Genomic DNA, 15130 nt, shown 5'->3' with positions numbered 1-15130 from the left:
GGGGGCCGCCGTCACGCCACAGGTGACGCGCGCGCCGTCACGCGGTAGAGCGCACCCATGTCCAGCGACCCCTTCCCCCTGTTCGACGCCTGGTATGCCGAGGCGCGCGCGAGCGAGATCAACGACTCCAACGCGATGACGCTGTCCACCGCCGATGCGGCGGGGCGGCCGTCGTCGCGGATGGTGCTGCTCAAGGGGCATGGCCGCGACGGCTTCGTCTTCTACACCAACCGCGAAAGCCGCAAGGCGCGTGCGATCGCGGAGAACCCGCAGGTCGCGCTGCTCTTCCACTGGAAATCGCTGCGCCGCCAGATCCGCATCGAAGGCGCGCTCGCACCTGTCAGCGACGCCGAGTCCGACGCCTATTTCGCCTCTCGCGGTCGAGATTCACAACTCGGCGCGTGGGCAAGCGAGCAATCGCGCCCGCTCGACACGCGCGACACGTTCGAGGCCGCGTTTACCGCAATGACCGAACGGTTCGCGGGCGGCGATGTCCCGCGCCCGCCGCATTGGGGCGGCTACCGCGTCGTCCCCGACCGCATCGAATTCTGGCAGGACCGCGCGCACCGGCTCCACGAGCGCCGCCTGTTTACCCCCGACGCCGACGGCAACTGGTCGGAAGGACTGCTTTTCCCATGACCGAGGAACAACGTCTCGCGATCCCGCATACTGTCCGCGCCGCGCTTGCGAGCGTGGCGATGGCGTGCGGGCTGATCGCGCTCAAGACCTATGCCGCCTGGACGACCGGATCGGTCGCGATGCTCGGCAGCCTCGCGGATTCGGGGCTCGACCTGCTCGCCAGCCTCGTCACGCTGTACGGCGTGCGGCTGGCGGCGCAGCCCGCCGATCACGACCACCGCTTCGGCCACGGCAAGGCGGAGGCGCTCGCCGCTTTGTTCCAGGTCATGCTGATCACCGCATCCGCCGCCGGGATCGGCTGGCGCGCGGTGCTCGCGTTCGGGAGCAACGAGCCGACCAAGGGGGCCGAATTCGGCATCGGCGTCTCCATTATCGCGATCGTCGCGACGATGGGCCTGCTCGCCTATCAGCGCTCCGTCATCCGCCAGACCGGGTCGGTCGCGATCGTCGCGGACAACGTCCATTACCAGTCCGACGTGCTGCTGAACGGCTCGGTCATCATCGCGCTCGTGCTCGACCAGTATCTCGGCTGGCGCAGCGCGGATCCGATCTTCGGCATCGTGATCGCGCTATGGCTCGCCTATGGCGCGTTCCGCGCCTCGTCCAACGCGATCGATCAGCTGATGGACAAGGAATGGCCCGAGGACATGCGCCGCGACTTCATCGAGGTCGCCGCGCGCCAGCCCGGCATCAAGGGCATCCACGATTTTCGCACGCGGCATTCGGGCGCGCATGACTTCGCGCAATTCCACATGGAGGTCGCGCGCGACATGACCGTCGCCGAGGCCCATCACGTGGTCGAGAATGTCGAGGTCGCCCTTCGCCGTGCCTTCCCCAAGGTTGAGGTGCTGATCCATCTCGACCCCGAAGGCCATGTCGACACCGACAACCCACTGGTCGAAGCCGACGTCACCCCGCACTGGTTTGGAAAACGGGTATGAAGCTCCCCATCGCACAGATCGACGCGTTCGCGACGAAGCCGTTCGAGGGCAATCCTGCAGCGGTCATGCCGCTGACCGAATGGCTCGACGACGCGGTGCTCCAGGCGGTCGCTGCGGAAAACAACCTCAGCGAGACCGCCTTCATCGTTCCCGACACGACCGGCGTGAGCGAGTTCGAACTCCGCTGGTTCACCCCGACGTCGGAGGTCGTGCTGTGCGGCCATGCGACGCTGGCGAGCGGGCATCATGTCCTGAGCAGCGACCCTGCCCTCACGACGGTGCGGTTCCGCACGCGCAAGGCGGGGATCCTGTCGGTGACGCGGGTGGGCGACGGCTATGAACTCGCGCTCCCCGCCTGGGCCGCCGAACCCAGCCCGCTGCCGCACATCGTCGCTGCGCTGGGCCTGAGCTCAGCGGTCGAAACGCTGTGGCACCCGCATCGCTATGCACTGATCGTCCTCGAGAATGCCGCGCAGATCCGCGCCTTGGACCCCGACTTCCGCGCGCTCGGCCGCCCGTCGGAAGCGGACCCTACGGTTTCGGGCAGCGCCGAACCCGACGTGCTGACGATCGTCACCGCACCCGGCGACGACACCGACATCATCAGCCGTGTCTTCGCCCCCGGCGCGGGGATCGACGAGGATCCGGTGACGGGATCGGCGCATGCGGTGATGACCCCCTATTGGACGCAGCGGCTGGGCCGCGACCGTTTCACCGCCTATCAGGCTAGCGCGCGCGGCGGGCATCTGACGTGTCGGCTCGACGGCGACCGGGTCGTGCTCGGCGGCCGGTGCGTGACGGTGCTGGAGGGCGTCTTCTTCCTCTAGCGCGATACCGCGGCGGGCGCGTCGTCCCGTCCTATCCGCGACAGAAGGCCGACCGTGCGATTGTTTCGAAACCCCTTCAAGACCGAGCGCATCCCGCCGACCACGCCACCCGACAGCCGCGTCTATGCGATCGGGGACGTGCACGGCCGGCTCGACCTGCTGCTGGACCTGCTCGCCCGGATCGAAGCGGATCGACGGTCGCGTCCCTGCACGAACGAGCGGGTCGTCTTCCTCGGCGACCTGATCGATCGCGGTCCGCATTCCTGTGGCGTCCTGCAACTGCTCGCGCGCAATCAGGCCCATCTCCCCGATCCGGTGTTCCTGATGGGCAATCACGAGGAAATGCTGCTGCGCGTGCTCGGGACCGATCAGGAAAGCATTTTCGACTGGCTGAGCTTCGGCGGGTATGAATTCGCCGAAAGCTATGGGATCGATGTCGATGCGTTCGAGACCGCGGACGCTGCGACCGTGGCGCGCATGATCCGCGCAGTCGTCCCCGAACGCGACCTCGCCTTCGTCGCACGCTTCGAGGACTCGTTCCGCTTCGGGGATTATCTGTTCGTCCACGCCGGGATCAAGCCGGGCATTGCGCTGGAAGACCAGAAAGCCGCGGACATGCGCTGGATCCGCGAGGCGTTTCTCGACAGCCGCGTGCACCATCCGGCGTTCGTCATTCACGGGCACACGATCAGCACGACACCGGACGAACGCGACAACCGGATCGGGATCGACACCGGCGCCTATGCCAGCGGCATCTTGACCGCAATCTGTCTGGAGGGGACCGAGCGCCGCTATATCACCGCACAGCGGCCCGGCTGAACGACAGGGGCAGTGCCACGCCGGTAGCGGCCGACCGGCGTTCCGTTCAAGCGCTTCCCTAAGGCCCTTCCCCGGCAAAGGCCGGGGCCAAGGAGCGAGCCGATCGTAATCCGCGCGCTGCGCATCGTTACATTGGCCATCACGACTGGGCCCCGGCCTTCGCCGGGGAAGCCGGCGGTACAGAGCAATCGGCGTCTCGCCTCAACTACCCCGTACCGCCCGCTCGGCTTACTTCAGCAAGTCGACCGCGAAGATGCGGACCGTCTCGGCGATCTCGGGCCGGGTCAGCGCGACCGCAAGGTTGGCGGTCATGTAGCCCGCCTTGTCGCCGCAATCGTACCGCTTGCCCTGGAAGGTCAGCCCGTGGAACGGCTGGTCGCCGATCATCCGCGCCATCGCGTCGGTCAGCTGGATCTCGCCGCCGGCGCCCTTGCCCTGCGTCTCGAGGATGCGCATTACCTCGGGCTGGAGGATGTAGCGCCCGATCACCGCCAGGTTCGACGGCGAGGTGCCCGCGGCGGGCTTCTCGACCAGGCCCTTGACCTCGGTCAGCGCGCCGTCGCGCGTGCCCGGTGTGATGACGCCGTACATGTGCGTCATGTCGTCGGGGACTTCCTGCGCACAGATGATGTTGCCGCCGGTCTTTTCATAAGCAGCGACCATCTGCTTGAGGCAGCCCGGCTCGCCGACCATGAAATCGTCTGCAAGCAGCACGGCGAACGGCTCGTCGCCGATGATATCGCGCGCGCACCACACCGCATGGCCAAGCCCCATCGGCTCCTGCTGGCGGACATAGGCCACCGCGCCGGGTGCAAGGCGGGTCTGCTCGAGCAGCTTGAGCGACTTGCCGCGGGCGGACATCGTCGCTTCGAGCTCATACGCGATGTCGAAATGGTCCTCGATCGCGGACTTGCCGCGACCGGTGACGAAGATCATCTGCTCGATGCCGGCTTCGATCGCTTCGTCGACCGCGTACTGGATCAGCGGACGATCGACGACCGGGAGCATTTCCTTCGGCACGGCCTTCGTCGCCGGAAGGAATCGCGTGCCCAGTCCGCCAACCGGGAAAACAGCCTTGCGCAGAGGTTTAATGGCCATCGCAATATTCCTTCGAGAACGTATTAATCCCCGAAGGCGTTACCGCGCCGCAACACGAATTTAAAGGGCGTTGACCCCGACAATATGCCGGTCCGGCTGCTTATACGGTAAAACTCTCGCCACAACCGCATGCGCCCTTGGCATTCGGGTTGTTGAAGACGAACCCGGCGGTAAAGTCGTCTTCCACCCAATTCATCGTTGACCCAATAAGATACAAGATCGAGCCGCCGTCGACGAACAATGTCCCGCCGGCGGTATCGATCCGCTCATCGAACGGTTTCGCCTCGCTCACATAATCGACCGAATAAGCGAGGCCCGAGCAACCGCGCTTGGGGGTCGACAGCTTGACGCCGATCGCATCCGCCGGCGCGCGCTGCATCAGGTCAGCGATGCGCGCTTCGGCCGTAGGGGTCAGGTTGAGCGCGGCAGGCCGCGGGCGGGCGATCGTCGCCATTACAGCATCCCCAGTTCGAGTTTCGCGTCGTCCGACATCTTCGCGGGATCCCATGGCGGATCCCAGATGAGGTTGACCTCGGCCGAGCCGACCCCGGGGACCGACCCGACACGAAGTTCGACTTCGCCCGGCATCGATTCCGCGACCGGGCAATTCGGCGTGGTGAGCGTCATCATCACGACGGCGTGTCCGGCCTCGGTTACCTCGACGGCGTAGATCAGGCCCAGGTCGTAGATGTTGACCGGGATTTCCGGGTCGTAAATGTCCTTGAGCGCTTCGATCACGCCTTCGTACACCGCGCCGCCGGGCGCACCCGCCGCTTCGACCTGCGGCTTTTGCGTGAGGAAGCCCTCGAGATAATCGCGCTTGCGCTCGAACGTCTCGGTTGCGGCTTCGACGCGGGCGCGCGGGGGCTGCTCGACGCCCGTCACCTCTTCGATCTCGATCCGGTCACTCATGTGAAAGTCCTACCCAAAAATTCGCGTCACGCGCTCGATCCCACGGACCAGCGCCTCGACGTCTGCGGCGGTGTTGTAGACACCGAAGCTTGCGCGGGCCGTCGCATCGACGCCGAGCGATGCCATCAGCGGCTGTGCGCAGTGGTGGCCGGCGCGTACCGCCACCTTCGCTTCGTCCAAGATGGTGCCGATGTCGTGCGGATGCACCCCCTGAATCGAAAAGCTAACGATTCCAGCGGAATCCTCAGGCCCGAACAGCGTCAGCGAGTTGATCTGCGACAGCGCCTCGCGCGTCATCGTGACGAGCGCGGTTTCGTGCGCGTGGATCTTGTCGAGCCCGATCGATTCGACATAGTCGATCGCGGCATGCAGCCCTAGCGCGCCGACGATGTGCGGCGTTCCCGCCTCGAACCGGCCCGGGGGCGGCGCGTAGGTCGTGCGTTCGAAGCTGACGCTATCGATCATCGATCCGCCACCCTGATAGGGCGGCATCACGTCGAGCAATTCGGGTCGCGCCCACAACACGCCGATCCCGGTCGGGCCGTACAGCTTGTGCGCCGAGAAGACGAAGAAATCGCAATCGAGCGCGGCCATGTCGACGCGCATCCGCGGGACCGACTGGCACCCGTCGAGCAGGATCTTCGCGCCTACCGAATGCGCGATCTCCGCCGCGCGCTTGCCGTCGAGCACTGAGCCGAGCACGTTCGAGACATGCGCGAGCGCTACGAGCTTGTGCTGCGGCGTGATCATCGCCGCCATCGCGTCGAGGTCGATCCGGTGATCCGTGGTCAGCGGGAGCACGTCGATATGCGCACCGACGCGCTCGGCGACCATCTGCCACGGCACGATGTTGCTGTGATGCTCGAGCTGCGACAGCAGGATGCGGTCGCCCGCCTTGAGCTGCGTCCCCGCCCAGCTGTGTGCGACGAGGTTGATCCCCTCGGTTGCGCCGCGGACGAAGACGATCTCGTCCGCGCTGCCTGCGCCCAGGAAGCTCGCGACTTTTCGCCGCGCAGCCTCATAGGCGAGCGTCATGTCGGCGGAGCGCTGGTACACGCCGCGGTGCACGGTCGCGTAGGACGAGTCATAGGCGCGGGTGATCGCGTCGATCACCGGCTGCGGTTTCTGTGCGGTGGCGGCGGTATCGAGATACGCCCAGCCAGCGGGGATCGCGGGAAAATCCGCGACATGGTCCAGCGCGGCGGTGCGGGTTTCAGTCATCACGTTCATCTCCTCCCCTCCCTGGAAGGGAGGGGTCGGGGGTGGGTCGGCATGAGGGGTGAACGCGGCCCGTCCAACGGGCCAACCCACCCCCGGCCCCTCCCTTGCAGGGAGGGGAGCAGGTCGCGCGCGCTCACAACAACCGCTCCAACGCCGCCTGCGCCGCCGCCTCGACGCGCACACGCTCGGCCGGATCGTCGATCCCGTCGAACACCGACCCGATGAACGCGCCCAACAGCATCACCTTGGCCTGCGCCGGCGCAATCCCGCGCGATGCAAGATAGAATAGCGCATTCGCATCCAGCTCACCCACGGTCGCGCCATGCGCGCACTTCACGTCGTCGGCGTAGATCTCGAGTTCAGGCTTCGCATTCGCGGTCGCGGTACGGCTGAGCAGCATCGCCTTCACGCTCTGCGACGCATCGGTCTTCTGCGCATGCCGCGCGACCGCGACCTTGCCCAGATACGACCCCGTCGCGCGCCCGCCGAGCACTGTACGCACCACCTGGTTGGAGGTGGCATTGGGCTCGATATGATTGAGCGTGGTGACGATCTCGAGCGTCTGCTCCCCCGTCCCCAGCATCGCGCCGCCGAGTTCGAAATGCGAGCCCGAGTGGCATGTCACATCGATCGCAATACGCCCGAAGCTGCCGCCGGTGTTGAGCACATGAAACGTCGCGGTTGCGCCTTCCCGCAGGATCACGCGGTAATCGCGGATCGCGACGATGTCGGTCGCGGCGTCCTGCACGATCACGCGCGCGATCGACTCGCCTGCAGGCACGTCGATCACTTCGGTCTGGACGGGCCAGACCGAAGCCACCGCTTCGAGGTTGCTATAATGCCACGTCTCATCGCGGCGGGTTGGGACGGCGAGCACGCTCATCTCCCCTCCCCTTCAGGGGAGGGGCTGGGGGTGGGGAAGTGTCTCACGGAGAGCAGCGCTTGTGACAGCCCCACCCCAACCCCTCCCCCGAGGGGGAGGGGCTTGCTGATGCGCAAGCGGCTCACGCAACCACCCCGGCATAGCCTTCGCGCTCGAGCTCGGCCGCGAGTTCCGGTCCGCCCGAGCGGATGATGCGCCCGGCCGACAAAACATGGACGAAATCGGGCGCAACATAGCTCAAAAGTCGCTCGTAGTGGGTAATGAGGATGACCGCTTTGTCTGGTTTCCGCATGATTCTGTTGATGCCGTCGCCAACGATCCGCAGTGCATCGATGTCGAGCCCGCTGTCAGTCTCGTCGAGAATCGCGAGCTTGGGATCAACGATTCCCATCTGGACCATCTCGTTGCGCTTCTTCTCGCCGCCGGAAAAACCGACGTTTACAGGGCGCTTGAGCATTTCGGCATCCATCGACAACGCCGCCGCCTGCTCGCGCGCGAGCTTGAGGAACTCGGCACCCGACAACGGCTTTTCGTCACGACCGCGGCGCTGCGCGTTCAAGGCTTCGCGCAGGAACTGGACGTTGGAAACACCGGGAATTTCCACCGGATACTGGAAGCCGAGGAACAGCCCCGCCGCAGCACGCTGGTGCGGCTCCATCTCGAGCAGATCCTGCCCGGCAAATTCCACCGAACCCGATGTCACTTCATAGCCAGGCCGTCCGCCGAGGACATAGCCGAGCGTCGACTTGCCCGCGCCGTTCGGGCCCATGATCGCATGGACTTCGCCCGCGTTGACGGTGAGCGAAAGGCCCTTGAGGATTTCCTTGCCGTCGATTTCGGCGTGGAGGTCGGTGATTTTAAGCATCTGTCTTCCGCAAATTCGTATCAATATTTCCAGCGTCACGCCGGTGTGTGGTGGGGTTCACCCCACCGAGCCTTCGAGCGAGATCCCCAGCAACTTCTGCGCCTCGACCGCGAATTCCATCGGCAGCTGCTGCAGCACTTCCTTGGCGAACCCGTTGACGATCAACGCCACCGCGCTCTCCGAATCGAGCCCGCGCTGCATCGCGTAGAACATCTGGTCGTCGCTGATCTTCGAGGTGGTCGCCTCATGCTCGATCTGCGCCGACGGGTTGCGCACCTCGATATACGGCACGGTATGCGCGCCGCACTGATCGCCCAGCAGCAGCGAATCGCACTGGGTGAAGTTGCGCACGCCCTCCGCACCCGGCGCGACGCGCACCAGCCCGCGATAGGTGTTGTCCGAACGCCCCGCCGAAATCCCCTTCGACACGATCGTCGAGCGCGATCCCTTGCCGTTGTGGATCATCTTGGTGCCGGTATCCGCCTGCTGGCGGTTGTTGGTGACCGCGACCGAATAGAATTCGCCGACGGAATTCTCGCCATTGAGCACGCATGACGGGTATTTCCACGTGATCGCGCTGCCGGTCTCAACCTGCGTCCACGACACCTTCGAGTTTTTTCCCTGACAAAGCGCACGCTTGGTGACGAAATTGTAGATCCCGCCCTTGCCGTTCTCGTCGCCCGGATACCAGTTCTGGACGGTCGAATATTTGATCTCGGCATCGTCCAGCGCGACCAGCTCGACCACCGCGGCGTGAAGCTGGTTCTCGTCGCGCATCGGGGCGGTGCAGCCCTCGAGATACGAGACGTACGACCCCTTGTCGGCGACGATCAGCGTGCGCTCGAACTGGCCGGTATTCTCGGCGTTGATGCGAAAATAGGTCGACAGCTCCATCGGGCAGCGGACGCCCTCGGGGATGTAGACGAAGGTCCCGTCGCTGAACACCGCGGCGTTGAGCGTGGCGAAATAATTGTCGGTCATCGGCACGACGCGGCCGAGCCACTTGCGGACGAGCTCGGGATATTCCTTGATCGCTTCCGAAATGCTGCGGAAGATGACGCCCGCGGCCTCGAGCTCCTTGCGGAACGTGGTAGCGACCGAGACCGAGTCGAACACGGCGTCCACGGCGACGCGACGCTTGGGCTGGCCGTCCTCGCCAAGCTCCTCGACACCCGCGAGCATCTTCTGCTCGGCGATCGGGATGCCGAGCTTCTCATAGACGCGCAGGATCTCTGGATCGACCTCGTCGAGCGAGCCGAGCTTGGGCTTCGGCTTGGGCTCGGCGTAGTAGAACGCGTCCTGATAATCGATCGGTTCGAGATTGAGCTTCGCCCAATCAGGCGATTCGAGCGTCTGCCACAAGCGGAACGCCTTGAGCCGCCAGTCGAGCATCCACTGCGGCTCGCCCTTCTTGGCGGAGATGAACCGGACGGTGTCCTCGCTCAGCCCCTTGGGCGCGAAGTCCTGTTCGATGTCGGAGTGGAAGCCCCACTCATAGGTCTTGTTGACGGCCTCATAGGCCTGCGCATTCTTGGTAGCCATCGTCAAATCCTCGCCGCGCAGCGGCTTGATGAATCTCTAAAACTTTTCGTGGCTTTGCGTCTTTGCGTGAGAAAGTCTGACTCACGCAAAGACGCAAAGCCGCAAAGGAAGAAGGGGGTTGAAGGCGCTTCGCGCTGAGCGGTCATGCCGGCGCCCTCGACAGGCTGGCCAGCGAAACACCGTCGAGCGCGCCGCGGACGGCGCCGTTGACGACGTTCCAGTGCGGCTTGACCCGGCAATCGCCTTCAAGCGCGCAATCGTGACGGCCCTCGTCGACGCACGTCGTCATTGCGATCGGCCCCTCGACCGCCTCGATGATCTCGGCAAGCGAGATCGCCGCGGCGGGGCGCGCGAGGCGGAAACCACCACCGGTGCCGCGCGTGCTCTCGATCAGCCCGCCCGCGGACAGACGACTGACGAGCTTCTGCACGGTCGGCAATGGAAGTCCCGTCTCCTCGGCGAGTTGCGTCGCGTTGAGCCGACCCGACGAACCGCAATGTCGCGCGGCGGCGGACATCATCACGACGGCATAGTCGGCAAGGCTGGAAAGACGCATAAGCTCCAATCGGACTGATCTGGTAGGATTGCAAATGGGGGTGCGGGGTGAGTCGGTCAACCCCTGTGGGTGACAACGCCGCCGCTCATTTTTCAGTCACCCTGAACGCAGTTCAGGGTCCACTGTGCAGCAGGCACGGACCGGACTTGCGGCGCAGTGGACCCTGAAACAAGTTCAGGGTGACGGAGAAGGGCGCTTTGACGCAGGCCTGCACCAGTGTCATCAGGCGCCATGCTCTTCCCCCTCCTCCGCCCCGCGCTGTTCGCGCTGGATGCCGAACAGGCACACGGCCTGACGATCAAGTTGCTGGCGCGCTTCCCAGGCTCCGCGCCAAAAAGCGCTCCGATCCTGCGGACCACCGTCGCCGGGCTCGATTTCGCCAACCCGCTCGGACTCGCCGCCGGGGTCGACAAGAATGGCGAGGCGATCGACGGCTTTTTCGGGCTGGGCTTCGGCAGCGTCGAGATCGGCACGCTGACCCCGCTCCCGCAAGCGGGCAACCCGCGCCCGCGGCTGTTCCGCTTGCAAGAGGACGAAGCCGTCATCAACCGCATGGGGTTCAACAACGGCGGCATCCACGCCGCCCTCCCGCGTGCGAAAGCGGCGAAGCGGCGCGGGGTGCTCGGCATCAACGTCGGGGCGAACAAGGATGCGCCCGACCGGATCGCGGATTACGCCCACGGCGTCGCGGCGGCGGCGCCGATCGCGGATTATGTTACGGTCAACATCTCGTCCCCCAACACGCCTGGCCTACGCGATCTCCAGCATGGCCGCGAACTGACCGACCTGCTCGCCGCCGCAGACGATGCGCGCCGGATCGGCACGACACCCCGCCTGTTCCTCAAGGTCGCCCCCGATCTCGACGCGTCCGCGATCGACGCGATCGCGCGTGCGGCGAACGACCATCATGTCGATGCGCTGATCGTCAGCAACACGACGATCTCGCGCCCCGATTTGCGCTCAGCCAATGCGGGCGAGACGGGCGGCCTGTCGGGTGCGCCGCTTGCGCCGCTCGCACGCCAGCGGTTGCGCGATTTCCGCAACGCGACCGGGGGCGCGATGCCGCTGATCTCGGCGGGCGGGATCGACAGCGCGGACGAAGCCTATGCCCGCATTCGCGCAGGTGCGAGCCTGGTCCAACTGTACAGCGCGCTGGTCTATCGCGGGCCGGGCCTGGCACGAAGGATCACGCATGGCCTGGCGACGGCGCTCGAGCGCGACGGCTTTACAAATGTGGCGGCTGCGGTTGGCGTCGACGGCTGATCAACGTTGCTGCCATTGGTTTGAAATCTGGTCCGAACCCACCGATGCGCTGGCGTGACCCCAGCCCGATGGATAGGGCGCGTTGATCCGCTTCGAAGGAATGGTCCGATGTCTGCACCCGAACTCATCCACATCGCCACGCCGCATCTGTCCGCCGCGATCAATCCGATCGGCGCGGAACTGACGCATCTCCACGATGCGGATGGCCGCGAATTGATGACCAACGCCGATCCAGCCTTCTGGGCGGGCCATGCGCCGTTGCTGTTCCCGATCGTCGGGCGATTGAACGGCGACGAGCTGCACGTCAACGGCACTGCCTATCCAATGAAGCAGCATGGCTTCGCCCGCCGCAGCCTTTTCACGCTGATCGAGCACGATGCGAGCCGCGCGGTGTTCCTCCTCGAGGACAATGCGGAAACCCGCACCGCCTATCCCTTCGCTTTCGCGTTGCGCGTAACCTACACGATCACCGACGCGACGCTGGCGATTTCGGTGGCGATCGAGAACCGCAACGACACCAGCCTCCCCGCGAGCTTCGGCTTCCACCCCGCCTTCGCCTGGCCTTTACCCTACGGCCTGCCGCGCGGCGAGCACCGGATCGTCTTCGCGGAGGACGAACCCGATGACTTGCGCGAACTCGCGGGCAACGCGATCATCGAACAACGCCGTCCGTCTCCCCTCGACGGTCGCACGCTCGCGCTCGATGATGCCTTGTTCGAACGCGATGCGCTGATCTGGGATTCGGTCCGCTCGCGCAGCGTGCTTTATGGTGCGCCGACCGGGCCGCAGCTTCGCGTCGATTTCCCCGACATGCCGATGCTCGGGATCTGGACCAAGCCGGGTGCCGCGTTCATCTGTATCGAGCCGTGGCACGGCATCGCCGACCCGACGGGCTTCGCGGGCGACATCCGCGAGAAACCGGGCATCGTCGAGATCGCGCCCGGCGCTACGCTGACCTGTGGGTTGCAGGTGACGTTGGAGGGCTGAGGCGCTACAGCGCAGCGATGAATCACACGTCCGACCGCCGCACTTTTGCGATCATCTCCCACCCTGACGCCGGCAAGACCACGCTGACCGAAAAGCTGCTGCTGTTCGGCGGCGCGATCCATCTTGCCGGCGAGGTCAAGGCACGCGGGCAGAACCGCCGCGCGCGCTCGGACTGGATGAAGATCGAGCAGCAGCGCGGGATCTCGGTGACGTCGTCGGTGATGACGTTCGAACGCAACGGGCTCACCTTCAACCTGCTCGACACGCCGGGCCACGAGGACTTTTCCGAAGACACCTATCGCACGCTGACCGCAGTCGACTCGGCGGTCATGGTGATCGACGCTGCGCGCGGGATCGAGGCGCAGACGCGCAAGCTGTTCGAAGTCTGCCGGTTGCGCTCGGTGCCGATTATCACCTTCGTCAACAAGGTCGACCGCGAGGGGCGCCCCCCGTTCGAACTGCTCGACGAGATCGCCGAGATGCTCCAGCTCGACGTCACGCCGATGAGCTGGCCGGTCGGCATGGGGAGCGATTTCGAGGGGGTGTACGATCTCCACGCCAATAGCTTGAGCCAGCCCGAGGGGCCGAGCCGCGAGTTCCTCGGCAAGGCGCTGAGCTTCACCGGGCTCGACGACCCCGCGCTCGCCACCACGCTGAGCCCGGCGGGGCTGCAGTTGCTCCAGGACGAATCCGAGCTCGCACTCGGCGGTTACGGCGCGTTCGATGTCGAGGCGTATCGCGGCGGCGACCAGACTCCGGTCTATTTCGGCTCGGCGCTGAAGGAGTTCGGCGTCGCCGAGTTGATCGACGCACTCGGCCGCCATGCGCCGGGTCCGCGCCCGCAGCCCGCGGAGCCCGAGCAGGTGCTGCCCGAACGTGCCGACGTCACCGGCTTCGTGTTCAAGGTCCAGGCGAACATGGATCCCAACCACCGCGATCGCATCGCGTTCATGCGGCTGTGTTCGGGGACGTTCAAGCGCGGCATGAAGCTGACGCCGACCGGCCACGGCAAGCCGATCGCGATTCACTCGCCGATCCTGTTCTTCGCGCGCGAGCGCGAGCTGGCGGACGAGGCGTTTCCGGGTGACATCATCGGCATCCCCAACCACGGCACGCTGCGGGTGGGGGATACTTTGTCCGAGCGCGCGGACGTGCGCTTTACCGGGCTGCCCAATTTCGCGCCCGAAATCCTGCGCCGCGTCGCATTGAAGGACCCGACCAAAACCAAGCAGTTGCGCAAGGCGCTCGACGACATGGCCGAAGAGGGCGTGACGCAGGTGTTCTATCCCGAGATCGGGTCGAACTGGATCATCGGCGTGGTCGGGCAGCTTCAGCTCGAAGTGCTGCTATCGCGGCTCGAGGCGGAGTATAAGGTCGATGCGGGGCTCGAAATGGCGCCGTATGACACCGCGCGCTGGGTCTCGGCGGCGGATCCGGCGGATCTCAAGGCGTTCATGGACTTGAACCGCACGTCGATGGCGAAGGATCGCGACAACAACCCGGTCTATATGGCGAAGACCGCGTGGGACGTCGGTTATGTCGCGGATCGCTACCCCAAGGTGACGTTCGCGGCGACGCGCGAACGCTGAGCGAGAGCGAGGGCGAAGGATTTTAGCCTGAGTCCCGTCCCCCGTTCGGGCTGAGCGCAGTCGAAGCCCCACACACACCGCAGGGGCCTTCGACTTCGCTCAGGCCGAACGGATGGGTGGGTGCTCCGACGTACCCACTCAGGACAAAGCGTCCTGTTCCAGCGCCTGACTATGCTTGAGACGAACAGGGGGTATTTGAGCTTGCGTCCCGCCCCCCCGTTCGGGCTGAGCGAAGTCGAAGCCGCCAGCGCAACGCAAGGGCCGTCGACTTCGCTCAGCCGAACGGATGGGGTTTAGCCGCGCCAAGTCCTAGGCCGCAGCGTCCTGCTCCAACGCCTCTACCAGCGCCTCGCGCACGGCGAGGATCGTGCCGTAGCTTGCGGCTGGCAACGGCGCGCTGGCGACGGGGCGCTTGCGCTCCGCCATCAACGCCTGCTGCACCCCGCGGATGGTATAGCCATCCTCGTTGAGCATCTTGGCGATGCGCTGCACCAGCGCCACGTCGGCCGGTCGGTAATAACGCCGGTTACCGGCGCGTTGCAGCGGCCGCAGTTGCGGGAAACGCGTTTCCCAATAGCGCAGGATGTGCTGCGGCAATCCCGTATCGCGCGACAGTTCCCCGATCGTGCGATAGGCGCCTTCCGCCTTGACGGGCGGTGTCGGTAGTGTTGCCATGGTGCTGCTCAGTCGGCTTCGACGATGCGGTCACGCATCATCTGGCTTGCCCGGAACGTGAGCACACGGCGCGGCGCGATCGGAACCTCGATTCCGGTCTTGGGGTTGCGCCCGACACGCTCTCCCTTGTCGCGAAGAACGAATGTGCCGAACCCCGAAATCTTCACATTGTCGCCCTTCGCGAGCGAGCCGCACATGTGCGACAAAATCTGTTCGACCAGTCGCGACGAGTCCGCGCGGGACAGTCCGACCTGATGATGTAGTGCTTCGGCAAGATCTGCCCGTGTCAACGTTCCTGCAGGTGCCATTCCGG

General features: G+C 65.4%; 17 protein-coding genes. 7 read left to right on the top strand and 10 right to left on the bottom strand.

Annotation, left to right across the window (positions count from 1 at the left end; all coding sequences use genetic code 11):
* Positions 1 to 57: 57 nt before the first annotated feature.
* The 4 genes from pdxH to ABIC17_RS03035 are packed head-to-tail and all read left to right on the top strand — an operon-like array spanning position 58 to position 3226.
* Positions 58 to 639 (top strand): pyridoxamine 5'-phosphate oxidase, encoded by a 582-nt coding sequence (gene pdxH, locus ABIC17_RS03050; RefSeq protein ID WP_354279168.1) that lies wholly within the window; start codon positions 58 to 60, stop codon positions 637 to 639.
* Entirely contained in the window at positions 636 to 1580 is a 945-nt protein-coding gene (locus ABIC17_RS03045) for a cation diffusion facilitator family transporter (RefSeq protein ID WP_354279167.1), read from the top strand. Before pdxH ends, ABIC17_RS03045 begins: the two co-directional genes overlap by 4 nt.
* Positions 1577 to 2407, top strand: a complete 831-nt coding sequence (locus ABIC17_RS03040) for a PhzF family phenazine biosynthesis protein (protein WP_354279166.1) — start codon at positions 1577 to 1579, stop codon at positions 2405 to 2407. The genes ABIC17_RS03045 and ABIC17_RS03040 overlap by 4 nt, the downstream gene beginning before the upstream one ends.
* A 54-nt stretch (positions 2408 to 2461) precedes the next feature.
* Complete coding sequence (locus ABIC17_RS03035) at positions 2462 to 3226, top strand: metallophosphoesterase (protein WP_354279165.1); 765 nt, start codon at positions 2462 to 2464, stop codon at positions 3224 to 3226.
* 228 nt (positions 3227 to 3454) lie between these two features.
* Here the strand turns inward: ABIC17_RS03035 and galU are convergent, their stop codons facing one another.
* From galU to ABIC17_RS02995, 8 genes are all read right to left on the bottom strand, one after another.
* Positions 3455 to 4324, bottom strand: coding sequence for a UTP--glucose-1-phosphate uridylyltransferase GalU (gene galU / locus ABIC17_RS03030; RefSeq protein ID WP_354279164.1), 870 nt, complete (start codon positions 4322 to 4324; stop codon positions 3455 to 3457).
* Positions 4325 to 4424: 100 nt separating this feature from the next.
* Entirely contained in the window at positions 4425 to 4778 is a 354-nt protein-coding gene (locus tag ABIC17_RS03025) for a HesB/IscA family protein (RefSeq protein WP_354279163.1), read from the bottom strand.
* A complete protein-coding gene (locus tag ABIC17_RS03020; RefSeq protein WP_354279162.1) occupies positions 4778 to 5236 on the bottom strand; it encodes an SUF system Fe-S cluster assembly protein in 459 nt (152 codons plus the stop codon). Before ABIC17_RS03020 ends, ABIC17_RS03025 begins: the two co-directional genes overlap by 1 nt.
* 9 nt (positions 5237 to 5245) lie before the next feature.
* A complete protein-coding gene (locus tag ABIC17_RS03015; protein ID WP_354279161.1) occupies positions 5246 to 6466 on the bottom strand; it encodes a cysteine desulfurase in 1221 nt (406 codons plus the stop codon).
* A gap of 124 nt (positions 6467 to 6590) precedes the next feature.
* Complete coding sequence (locus ABIC17_RS03010; protein ID WP_354279160.1) at positions 6591 to 7340, bottom strand: SufD family Fe-S cluster assembly protein; 750 nt, start codon at positions 7338 to 7340, stop codon at positions 6591 to 6593.
* Positions 7341 to 7461: 121 nt separating this feature from the next.
* Positions 7462 to 8205, bottom strand: coding sequence for a Fe-S cluster assembly ATPase SufC (gene sufC, locus ABIC17_RS03005; protein WP_354279159.1), 744 nt, complete (start codon positions 8203 to 8205; stop codon positions 7462 to 7464).
* A gap of 57 nt (positions 8206 to 8262) precedes the next feature.
* Positions 8263 to 9747 (bottom strand): Fe-S cluster assembly protein SufB, encoded by a 1485-nt coding sequence (gene sufB / locus ABIC17_RS03000; RefSeq protein WP_131530406.1) that lies wholly within the window; start codon positions 9745 to 9747, stop codon positions 8263 to 8265.
* A 142-nt stretch (positions 9748 to 9889) separates the two neighbouring features.
* Entirely contained in the window at positions 9890 to 10303 is a 414-nt protein-coding gene (locus ABIC17_RS02995; protein WP_277970935.1) for an SUF system Fe-S cluster assembly regulator, read from the bottom strand.
* A gap of 231 nt (positions 10304 to 10534) precedes the next feature.
* Between ABIC17_RS02995 and ABIC17_RS02990 the strand changes: the two genes are divergently transcribed.
* The 3 genes from ABIC17_RS02990 (at position 10535) to ABIC17_RS02980 (ending at position 14142) form a co-directional block, all read left to right on the top strand.
* Entirely contained in the window at positions 10535 to 11566 is a 1032-nt protein-coding gene (locus ABIC17_RS02990; protein ID WP_354279158.1) for a quinone-dependent dihydroorotate dehydrogenase, read from the top strand.
* 108 nt (positions 11567 to 11674) lie between these two features.
* Complete coding sequence (locus ABIC17_RS02985; RefSeq protein ID WP_354279157.1) at positions 11675 to 12553, top strand: aldose 1-epimerase family protein; 879 nt, start codon at positions 11675 to 11677, stop codon at positions 12551 to 12553.
* A gap of 17 nt (positions 12554 to 12570) precedes the next feature.
* The gene (locus tag ABIC17_RS02980; protein ID WP_354279156.1) at positions 12571 to 14142 is read left to right on the top strand and encodes a peptide chain release factor 3; all 1572 of its coding nucleotides are present in this window, start codon (positions 12571 to 12573) and stop codon (positions 14140 to 14142) included.
* 309 nt (positions 14143 to 14451) lie between these two features.
* Here ABIC17_RS02980 and ABIC17_RS02975 read toward each other — a convergent pair whose 3' ends face one another.
* Together ABIC17_RS02975 and ABIC17_RS02970 are read right to left on the bottom strand one after the other, a co-directional pair.
* Positions 14452 to 14817, bottom strand: coding sequence for a MerR family transcriptional regulator (locus ABIC17_RS02975; protein WP_354279155.1), 366 nt, complete (start codon positions 14815 to 14817; stop codon positions 14452 to 14454).
* Between the two features lie 8 nt (positions 14818 to 14825).
* Positions 14826 to 15125, bottom strand: coding sequence for an integration host factor subunit alpha (locus ABIC17_RS02970; RefSeq protein WP_131530498.1), 300 nt, complete (start codon positions 15123 to 15125; stop codon positions 14826 to 14828).
* Positions 15126 to 15130 lie beyond the last annotated feature (5 nt).

This window comes from Sphingomonas sp. PvP056 (assembly GCF_040549155.1).
In the GTDB taxonomy this organism is placed as follows: Bacteria; Pseudomonadota; Alphaproteobacteria; order Sphingomonadales; family Sphingomonadaceae; genus Sphingomonas.
The sequence above is the reverse complement of the archived record's forward strand: the minus strand, read 5'-3'. Positions and strand labels throughout refer to the sequence as shown.